Below are 6876 nucleotides of genomic sequence, written 5' to 3' on the forward strand. Positions count from 1 at the left end.
CCGGGCGTCACCGCGCGCGGGCCGGTATCGGTCATCAGCGTGACGGCCAGCACATGCTGACCGAAGCTGCCCGCGCCATGGTGGTTCTTGCCGTGCACGTCACAGGCGATGCAGCCGCCCAGCGTGGCGAACCCGGTGCCGGGCATCACCGGCGGCATCCAGCCGCGGGGCGCGAAAAGGCGCAGCAACTCGGCGATGGGGATGCCCGCCTCGGCCTCGATCACGCCGGTCTCAGTGTCGAAGGACAGCAGCCGGTCAAGCCGCGTCATCTGGATCGCGGCGCCGCCCGCGTTCAGCGCCGCATCGCCATAGGAGCGGCGATTGCCGATGGCAGGCCCCCGCGCGGTCAGCGCCGCGGCAAGGGCGCCCAGCCGTTCGGGCCGCGCCAGCGTGCCGCGCGCCCGGACCGCCCGGCCCCAGCCCGCGTAATCAGCGGTTCTCCACTGCATGCCTGTTCCTTTTCGAAAGCTTTTCCGCCAGCGGGAAGACCATGGCCCCGATCCCGACGGCGAACCACAGGGTTGTCACCCGGATCACCGCCGTCGCCGCGACCGAGGTTTCGGGCGGCACCCCTTCGAGGGTCAGGAGCGCGATCATCGCGGCCTCGGCCCCGCCCAGGCCCCCCGGCGCCCCGGTCAGCCCGCCGGCGAGCGTGGCGAAGGTGAAGATCGCCATCGCGGTCCAGAGCCCGGTCTCGGCGCCCATCCAGCCCAGCAGCAGGTGGAACGCATAGCCCTCGGCCGCCCAGCCGATCAGGCCCAGCGCGACCGCGCCGGCCAGCACGCCCGAATGCGAGAATTGCCCCAGCGTCCGCGTCATCGCCCGCAGCCGCCCGAACAGCCGCGGCCAGAGCCCGATCACGCGGTAAAGACGGGTGAGCAGGGCAGTCAGCAGCCGCGCGCGGGTCAGCGCCAGCGCCGCGAGAACCGCGATCAGCGCCAGCGGGGCCGCGCCGGCGATGCCGCTGGTCGAGAGCGCCAGCGTCCCGGCCAGCAGCAGCCCCATCGCCATCAGATCGCCCGCCCGGTCCATCAGGAAAAGCGGCGCGCTGCGTTCCAGCGTCAGGGCCGTCTCGCGCCGGATCCAGCGGATGCGCACCAGTTCGCCGACGCGGCCGGGCGTCACGCTCATCAGGAAGCCGCCGAGATAATGGCGCAGGTCGCGGACCAGCCCGGGCGGCAGGCCCGCGCAGCGCCCGAAGACATGCCAGCGCAGCGCGCGCATCAGGTAGTTGAGGGCCGACAGCGCCAGAAGGGCCGCGACCTGAAGCGCCCCGAGGCGCAGGAACTGGTCGCGCGTCGCCTGCCAGCCGGTCGCGGCGGCCAGCCCGGCCAGCCCGGCGATGACCAGCAGCAGCAGGCCCGCCATCAGCAGCGGGTCGCGCCACGGGTGCGGGGGGGCAGGAAGGGCGAGGCGGCTCATCGTCATGTCACCGCGCGGATAGCAACAGATTGGGGCGATTCTTTGAAGCTGTTGCGGTTTCGGCAACGGCCGCGGCCCCCGGCCGGGCTGTCAGTTCACGATGGCGGCCTCGGTCGCGGCGCGCAGCTCGTCCTCGGTCACGCCATCGGCGCATTCGACGATCCGCAAGCCCCCCTCGACCACGTCGAGCACGCCCAGATTGGTGATGATGCGGTCCACCACGCCCTTGCCGGTCAAGGGCAGGGTGCAGGCTTTCAGCACCTTCGATTCGCCGGCCTTGTTGGTGTGGTCCATCACGACGACCACGCGGCCGACGCCGGCCACCAGATCCATCGCGCCGCCCATGCCCTTTACCAGCTTGCCGGGGATCATCCAGTTCGCCAGGTCGCCATTCTCGGCCACCTCCATCGCGCCCAGGATCGCCATGGCGACCTTGCCGCCGCGGATCATGCCGAAGCTTTGCGCGCTGTCGAAATAGGCCGAATGGGGCAGTTCGGTGATGGTCTGCTTGCCCGCGTTGATGAGGTCGGCATCGACCTCGTCCTCGGTCGGGAACGGGCCGATGCCCAGCATCCCGTTTTCCGATTGCAGCGTCACATGGACGCCCTCGGGGATGTAATTGGCCACCAGCGTCGGGATGCCGATGCCGAGATTGACATACATCCCGTCCTTGAGTTCCTGCGCGGCACGCGCCGCCATCTGGTTGCGGTCCCAGGGCATGATGTCCTCCTTACGCCGCGCGGGTGGTGCGTTGTTCGATGCGCTTTTCGTGGCTGCCCTGGATCAGGCGGTGCACATAGATGCCGGGCAGGTGGATCCTGTCGGGGTCGAGCGTGCCGGGTTCGACGATTTCCTCGACCTCCATCACGCAGACACGCCCGCACATCGCCGCGGGCGGGTTGAAGTTGCGCGCGGTCTTGCGGAAGACGGCGTTGCCGGTGGTGTCGGCCTTCCACGCCTTGACGATGGACAGATCGGCCACGATGCCGCGTTCGAGGATATAGGTCTGGCCGTCGAACTCCTTGTGTTCCTTGCCCTCGGCGATCACGGTGCCGACGCCGGTCTTGGTGTAGAAGCCCGGGATGCCGCAGCCGCCCGCGCGCATGCGTTCGGCAAGCGTGCCCTGCGGGTTGAATTCAAGTTCCAGTTCGCCGGACAGGTATTGGCGCATGAACTCGGCATTCTCGCCCACATAGGAGGAGATCATCTTCCTGACCTGCCGGGTCTGCAGCAGGATGCCGATGCCGAAATCGTCCACGCCCGCATTGTTCGAGGCGAAGGTCAGATCCTTCGTGCCCGCCGCCTTGATCGCGTCGATCAGCAGTTCGGGAATGCCGCACAGCCCGAAGCCGCCCGCTGCGATGAACATGCCGTCGAACAGAAGCCCGTCCAGGGCCTCGGCGGCGCTGCCATATACCTTGCTCATGGATCGCTCCCCTCTGAACCGTCGGTCCGAGTAGTGGCGACGCCGCCCCGCCCTGTCAACTTGGCGCCGCGGCGCGGCGGGGGCGGTCAGCCGGTGGCTTTCTTCGCGGGGGGCTTTTTCGCCGCGGTCTTCGTTGTGGCGGCCTTCTTCGTGGCGGCGGGTTTCTTGGCGGCGGTCTTCTTCGGCGCGGCGGCTTTCTTCGCCGCGGGTTTCTTGCCGCCGGATTTCGCGGCCTTTTCGGCGATGATCTGCACGGCAAGGTCCAGCGTCACGTCCTCGGGTTCCATGCCCCTGGGCAGGGTGGCGTTGACCTTTTCCCACTTGATATAGGGGCCATAACGGCCCGCCATCACGTTGACCGGCCCGCCCTGTTCGGGATGCTCGCCCAGTTCGCGCAAGGGGGCGGCGGTCGTGGCGCCCCGGCCGCGGGATTTCTTCTGGGCCAGCACCTCGACCGCGCGGTTCATGCCGATGGTGAAAACCTCGTCCACCTCGGGCAGGTTGGCATAGGTCTTGCCGTGCCGGACATAGGGCCCGTAGCGGCCGATGCCGGCCTCGACCGGTTCGCCATCCTCGGGATGCGGGCCGATGGGGCGGGGCAGGGACAGCAGCATCAGCGCCTTGTCCAGATCCATCGCCTCGGGCGCCCAGCCCCTGGGCAGGCTGGCGCGGGGCGGCTTGGGCTGGTCCTCGGTCGGTTCACCCTTCTGCACATAGGGGCCGAAGCGGCCATGGCGCAGGGTGATCGGCTCGCCCTCGTCGATGCCCAGAACCTTGCCGTCCAGTTCGGCCGCGCCGTCATCGCCATTGGGGGCGGAGATCGGGCGGGTATAGCGGCATTCGGGGTAATTCGTGCAGCCGATGAAGGCCCCGCCCGAGCGCGCGGTCTTGAGGGTCAGCCGTCCCACCCCGCATCTGGGACAGATGCGCGGGTCGGAGCCATCCTCGCGCGGGGGGTAGAGATGGGGGGCCAGAACCTCGTCGATCTTCTCCAGCACCTCGGAAATGCGCAGATCCGCCGTTTCGGCAAGTGCGGCCGAGAAATCGCGCCAGAAGCGGGACAGGACATCAAGATATTCGCGGCTGCCCGCGGACACGTCGTCGAGTTCGTCCTCGAGATTGGCGGTGAATTCATAGCCGATATAGCGGCTGAAATAGTTGCACAGGAAGGCCGTCACCAGCCGCCCCTTGTCCTCGGGGATCAGGCGGTTCTTGTCCTTCACGACATAGCCGCGATCCTGGATGGTCGTGACGATCGAGGCATAGGTGGAGGGCCGCCCGATGCCCAGTTCCTCCATCCGCTTGACCAGTGTGGCCTCGGTATAGCGCGGCGGGGGCTGGGTGAAATGCTGTTCGGGCGTCACCTGTTCCTTGCGAGCCGGTTCGCCTTGGGCGATCTGGGGCAGGCGGTTGGCGTCCTCGTCGTCGATGACATCGTCGCGGCCTTCCTCGTAGATCCGCAGGAAGCCGTCGAACAGGACCACCTGGCCGGTGGCGCGCAGGGCCACCTGGGCATCGGCGCTGGTCACCTCGACGGTGGTGCGTTCCAGCCGCGCGGCCTCCATCTGGGAGGCCAGCGTGCGTTTCCAGATCAGGTCGTAGAGCCTGCGCTGATCCTCGTCGGTGAGGTTCAGCCTGGAGGGGTCGCGCGTCATCTCGGTCGGCCGGATGCATTCATGCGCTTCCTGCGCGTTCTTGGCCTTGTTCTTGTACATCCGCGGGGATTTCGGGACGTAATCGGCGCCGAAGCGGTCCCTGATCGCATCGCGCGCGGCCATCACCGCTTCGGGCGCCATGTCGATGCCGTCGGTCCGCATATAGGTGATGTGCCCCGCCTCGTAGAGCCGCTGCGCCGCCTGCATGGTCTGGCGCGCGCCGAAGCCGAACTTGCGGCTGGCCTCCTGTTGCAGGGTCGAGGTCATGAAGGGCGGCGCGGGGTTGCGTTGGGCGGGCCTGGCCTCGACGGAAGCCACGGTGAAGTCGCGCGAATGGATCGCCTGCACGGCCAGTTCGGCGGCCGTCTCGGTGGCGATGTCGAACCTGTCGAGTTTCTGCCCCCCCAGCGTGACCAGGCGCGCCTCGTAGCTCTGGCCGCGGGGGGTGGCGAGGATCGCCTTGACACTCCAGTATTCGCGGGCGCGGAACGCCTCGATCTCCATTTCGCGCTCGACGATCAGGCGCAGGCAGACCGATTGCACGCGGCCCGCCGATTTCGCGCCGGGCAGCTTGCGCCAGAGCACGGGGCTGAGGTTGAAGCCCACGAGGTAATCCAGTGCGCGCCGCGCGAGATAGGCATGGACCAGCGGTTCGTCCACCTGGCGCGGGTTCTTCATCGCCTCGGTCACGGCGGATTTGGTGATCGCGTTGAAGACCACACGGCTGACTTGGGTATCCTTGCCGATGGCCTTGCGGGCGCGCAGGGCCTCTTCCAGATGCCAGGAAATCGCCTCGCCCTCGCGGTCGGGGTCGGTGGCGAGGATCAGCGCATTGTCGTCCTTCAGCGCGTCGGCGATCGCCTTGATGTGCTTTTTCGAGTCTGCGGCGACCTCCCACTTCATCTCGAAGCCGTGGTCGGGGTCGACCGACCCGTCCTTCGGCGGCAGGTCGCGGACATGTCCGTAGGACGCAAGAACGATGTAGTCGTCACCGAGATACTTGTTGATTGTCTTGGCCTTGGCCGGGGACTCGACAACGACGACGGGCATGGAATTCCTTTCGGCTCGGGCCACGATTGGGTGCGGGTGGCCTTGGCGGGCGAAAATGTGGGGGGCAGGGGCGGAATGTCAATGTGGGCCTGTGGCGGCACGCGGCAGCCCGCCGGACGGCCGCGGCCCCGCCTGATCAGTCGCGGCGCGAGATCAGCCCCCCCGGCGCGCGCGCGATCCGCCCCTCCAGTTCCAGCGTGACGAGTTCGGGGGCGACGCGGCCCGCGGGCAGGTTCAGGTCGCGGATCAGCTGATCCTCGGCCAGCGGCGAGGGGCCCAGCCGGTCGAGGATCCGGGCATGCAGCACCGCCGGATCCGCGGGCGGCGCGCGGCGGGCTGCCGCGGGGGTTTCGGGCACCTCGGTGATCCGGGCGCGGGGCCGGGGCGCGGGGGCGGGGGCCACGGTGTCGGCGGGCCGGGGAACGGGCCGGGTCGGCTGGCCGTCCAGCGCCTCGAGCACGTCCTCGGGGCCGCGCACCAGCGTCGCGCCATCGCGGATCAGCATGTTGCAGCCCGCGGCGCGGGCGTCGAACGGGTGGCCGGGCACCGCCAGCACCTCGCGCCCCTGATCGAGCGCGGTCCGCGCGGTGATGAGACTGCCGGAGCGCGCCGCGGCCTCGACCACCACCACGGCGCGGGCGAGCCCCGAGATGATGCGGTTGCGTTGCGGGAAGTGGCGGGCCTGGGGCTGCAGCCCGGCGGGGTGTTCGGACAGGCGCAGGCCGCGGGCGCCGATGTCGTGGAACAGCGCCTCGTTCTCGGTCGGATAGACGACGTCGATCCCGCCTGCCAGAACGGCGATGGTGCCGGTGTCGAGTGCGGCCAGATGCGCGGCCCGGTCGATCCCGCGCGCCAGCCCCGAGACGACGACATGGCCGGCACCCGCCAGCCCCTCGGCCAGCTTGCGCGCCATGCGCGTGCCCAGCGACGAGGCGTTGCGCGCGCCGACCAGCGCCACCATCGGCCGGTCCAGCAGATCGGTCCGGCCCAGCGCCCAGAGGATCGCGGGCGCGTCGGGCAGATCGGCCAGCGCCGCCGGATAGCCCGGTCCGCCATGGACCAGCGGCACAGCGCCCAGCGCGCGGCCCTTTGCCAGTTCTGCGCGGGCGACGCCTTCGGGGCAGGTTTCGTAGTTGTCGACGCAGGCAGCGCGGGCGATGTCGGGCAGGGCGTCCAGCGCGGCCCGTGCGGTGCCGTGCTCGGCCATGAGCCGGTGATAGGTCGTCGCGCCGACGCGGCGCGAGCGGATCAGCCGCAGCCGGTCGAGCAGGTCATCCTCGGCGAGGGGGGCGGCGAACAGGGGCAGGGCGGCTTGGGCGGGCA

Annotated in this window: 6 protein-coding genes; all 6 read right to left on the minus strand. The window is 69.4% G+C overall.

Going from position 1 to position 6876, the window contains the following annotated elements; genetic code table 11:
- A partial coding sequence (locus ENN83_RS04420) for an FAD-binding oxidoreductase (protein ID WP_287184486.1) occupies positions 1–449 on the minus strand: 449 nt, incomplete at its 3' end.
- On the minus strand, positions 430–1422 hold the full coding sequence (locus ENN83_RS04425) for a lysylphosphatidylglycerol synthase transmembrane domain-containing protein (protein ID WP_287184489.1): 993 nt from the start codon (positions 1420–1422) through the stop codon (positions 430–432). The genes ENN83_RS04425 and ENN83_RS04420, both read right to left, overlap by 20 nt.
- 90 nt (positions 1423–1512) lie before the next feature.
- The gene (locus ENN83_RS04430) at positions 1513–2142 is read right to left on the minus strand and encodes a 3-oxoacid CoA-transferase subunit B (RefSeq protein ID WP_287184491.1); all 630 of its coding nucleotides are present in this window, start codon (positions 2140–2142) and stop codon (positions 1513–1515) included.
- Positions 2143–2152: 10 nt separating this feature from the next.
- On the minus strand, positions 2153–2848 hold the full coding sequence (locus ENN83_RS04435; protein WP_287184494.1) for a CoA transferase subunit A: 696 nt from the start codon (positions 2846–2848) through the stop codon (positions 2153–2155).
- An 86-nt stretch (positions 2849–2934) separates the two neighbouring features.
- Positions 2935–5553 carry a type I DNA topoisomerase gene (topA, locus tag ENN83_RS04440; protein ID WP_287184497.1) on the minus strand — a complete coding sequence of 873 codons (2619 nt, stop codon included), beginning with the start codon at positions 5551–5553 and terminating at the stop codon, positions 2935–2937.
- A gap of 136 nt (positions 5554–5689) precedes the next feature.
- A complete protein-coding gene (gene dprA / locus ENN83_RS04445; RefSeq protein WP_287184500.1) occupies positions 5690–6859 on the minus strand; it encodes a DNA-processing protein DprA in 1170 nt (389 codons plus the stop codon).
- Positions 6860–6876 lie beyond the last annotated feature (17 nt).

The organism is Rhodovulum sp. (genome assembly GCF_011048875.1).
Lineage (GTDB): Bacteria > Pseudomonadota > Alphaproteobacteria > Rhodobacterales > Rhodobacteraceae > Rhodovulum > Rhodovulum tesquicola.